Here is a 1,319-nt window from a genome sequence, read left to right on the forward strand (position 1 = left end):
TTGGTCATACCCCTGTCAAGTAGACAGCCTAAAAAAGACTAAGCAGCCAGTGTGATTCGGTATTCAACCGGAGCACACTGGTTTAGTTTTTTCTGAAACCTTTTAAAGTTATAAAGATACATATATTCTTCGATTACTTGAATTAATTCTTTTTCTGTTTTAAACTGTGAGCGATACAACTTCTCTGTTTTGAGATGGGAGAAGAAGGATTCAATACAGGCGTTATCAAGGCAGTTTCCTTTGCGAGAGTGGCTGCCTTGAATGCCTAATTCCTTCAATCTTTTGTTGTATGATTTAGACGTGTATTGGAAGCCTTGATCTGAATGCAGAATCGCTCCATACACGTTTCTTTTTTGCGTTAATTGATCTATCGTGTTAAGCACTAGTTCTAAGTCATTTCTCTTTGAAATACTCCACGCTAAAACTTCATTATTATAAAGGTCAAGAATAACCGAAAGATAATAAAATGAATCTCCAACTTGAATGTATGTGATGTCAGTGACATACTTTTCATCAGGTTTTAGAGCCTTAAAGTTACGGTTTAATAAATTCGGATAAATCACTGAAGGTTTCTTCCCAAAGAATGGACGTTTCTTTCTAATTTCAGCTTGAATATTCAATTCCTTCATCAATCGATATACTTTTTTATGATTTATATGAAATCCTTCTTCTTTAAGAGCCACTTCCATTCGAGGATAACCATAAAAAGGGTACGTATGATGAATAGCCATTATATGTGATTTCAAAAGCCTTTGTTTTGTTTGCTTGTTTTCTCTAATCGATCTAGTTTTAAGCCACTTATAATAACCTGACCTTGAAACTTGTCCAATCTCTATTAACCAAGTGATTGGATAACGAACCTTTAGTTCGATTATTATTTCAAATCGTCTTGATTTTGGAATGATCCCTCCCCGTGTAGATTTGGATACTGCTTTTTTAAGTATTCAACCTGAGCTTTATAATAATCTCTTTCCTCTTCGATGCTGTTAAAGTTCGTTTTGTTACGCCCCTTAAGTGGATTAGATTCTGTATTACCGCTTGCACGTCCTCTTAAATCTTCAAAGGATTCTCCCTCGTTAACCTTCTTTACCCAATTTTTTAATTGGGTTGAGCTTCGGAGACCTAGCTCTTCCGCTAATGTTTTATAACTTTTTTTTCCCTCCTTATAAAGTTTTACTGCTCTTTTCTTAAAATCTTCTGTATATATCTGATTCGTTCTTCCTGTTTTCCCCATGAAAAATCCCCTCCAAGTTAAGTGTAACACCATCTTGTAAAATGGTCTTTTTTTCACTGTCTACTTGTAGGGGATAATATCAAAT

Annotated in this window: 1 protein-coding gene; it reads right to left on the reverse strand. The window is 34.9% G+C overall.

The window, feature by feature from the left end; translation table 11 throughout:
• Positions 1-38: 38 nt before the first annotated feature.
• Positions 39-1,234 (reverse strand): IS3 family transposase gene (locus K9V48_RS28040; RefSeq protein WP_368858319.1). Its coding sequence is split into 2 segments (ribosomal slippage): positions 39-940 and positions 940-1,234, totalling 1,197 coding nucleotides; the frame shifts between segments, so codons are not numbered across the junction.
• Positions 1,235-1,319: the final 85 nt, after the last annotated feature.

It is taken from the genome of Metabacillus rhizolycopersici, assembly GCF_020075705.1.